Genomic DNA, 1666 nt, shown 5'->3' with positions numbered 1-1666 from the left:
CGGGCAGCGTACTGGTGATCGACTGCTATCCAGGCGTGCGATTGCGCGAGCTGGAAGAAACCATGCTGCCCACGCTCGGGGCCGCGCGGGTGATTAACGTGGAGCACGCCCGTCGGGATGCGCAGGCCCTGCATCATTTGCTGGCGCGTAATCTTACGGACGACCGGGTGTTTGGCGTGCTCTCCTGCCACCAGTTAGTGGAATTCTTTGATGACGACAAACTCCGGGCGCTGCGCCAGCAGGTAAGCGAGGCCAGCGACGGCCTGACGGTGATCTATGGCCCGGGCGCAGCGCTGGTGCATCCCGGCGATGTACTGGTGTACGCCGATCTGCCGCGCTGGGAAATTCAGCAGCGGATGCGCAGCGGCGAGCTGGGCAACTGGGGCGCGGATAATGCCGATGAGGATATTCTGAGGCGCTACAAGCGCGCCTTTTTTATTGAGTGGCGGGTATTCGATCGCCATAAAACGCCGCTGCTTAAACGTGCCGATTTTCTGCTGGATACCACCGCTGGCGATGCCCCGGCGCTGGTCAGCGGCGAGGCGTTTCGCGCCGGGCTGGCGCAGACCGTGCAACAACCGTTTCGCGTGATGCCCTTTTTCGACCCTGGCGTGTGGGGCGGCCAGTGGATGAAACAGCAATTCGATCTCGATCCCACAAAACCAAACTATGCCTGGTGTTTTGACTGCGTGCCCGAGGAAAACAGCCTGTTGCTACGGTTTGGCGCTGTGCGGATCGAGATCCCCGCTCAGGATCTGGTGCTGCTGCAACCCCGCGCGCTGTTAGGTGAGAAAGTCCACGCCCGTTTTGGCGCGGAGTTCCCGATCCGTTTTGATTTTCTCGACACCATCGGCGGCCAGCATCTGAGCCTGCAGGTGCATCCGCTGACGGAATACATTCAGCAGCAGTTTGGCATGCATTACACTCAGGATGAGAGTTACTACATTCTGGACGCAACGCCGGAGGCGGTGGTGTATCTCGGCACGAAAACCGGCATCGTTCCGCAGGCAATGCTGGACGATCTGCACGCCGCCAGCCGGGGAGAAAAGCGCTTCGACGACGCCCGCTTTGTAAATCCGATCCCGGCGCGCAAACACGATCACTTCCTGATCCCGGCGGGCACGGTGCACTGCTCCGGCGCGGGCACCATGGTGCTGGAAGTCAGTGCCACGCCCTATATTTTCACCTTCAAGCTATGGGACTGGGATCGCGTGGGGATGGACGGCCTGCCGCGCCCGGTGCATCTGCATCACGGCGCGCAGGTGATCGACTGGCAGCGTGATACCGCCTGGGTGCACGACAATCTGGTCAACCGTATCGAGACGGTCGCCGAAGGCGAAGGCTGGCGCGAAGAGCGTACCGGACTGCATGAACGGGAGTTTATCGAAACCCGCCGCCACTGGTTTACCGCACCGGTCACCCATCACACAGAGGGCGGCGTTAACGTGCTCAATCTGGTGGAGGGCACAGAAGCGCTGGTTGACAGCCCGGACGGGGCCTTTGCGCCCTTCGTGGTGCATTATGCCGAAACCTTCATTATTCCCGCCGCCGTGGGCGAGTACCGCATTTCGCCCTGCGGCGACGGGCAGCAGTGCGCCACGCTCAAAGCCTGGGTAAGGGGATAAAGATGATAAACGTGATCATTGCCACCCATGGCCCGCTGGCG

At 61.3% G+C, this 1666-nt stretch carries 1 protein-coding gene; it reads left to right on the top strand.

The features are described from left to right. A partial coding sequence (locus QRD42_RS08040) for a class I mannose-6-phosphate isomerase (RefSeq protein WP_321988580.1) occupies positions 1 to 1625 on the top strand: 1625 nt, incomplete at its 5' end. Between the last annotated feature and the right edge of the window lie 41 nt (positions 1626 to 1666).

Origin of the sequence: Enterobacter sp. PGRG2 (genome assembly GCF_030291195.1) — a bacterium.
Classification (GTDB): Bacteria; Pseudomonadota; Gammaproteobacteria; order Enterobacterales; family Enterobacteriaceae; genus Enterobacter_D.
Note: the sequence above shows the minus strand (reverse complement) of the source record. Positions and strands in the feature narration are given on the sequence as shown.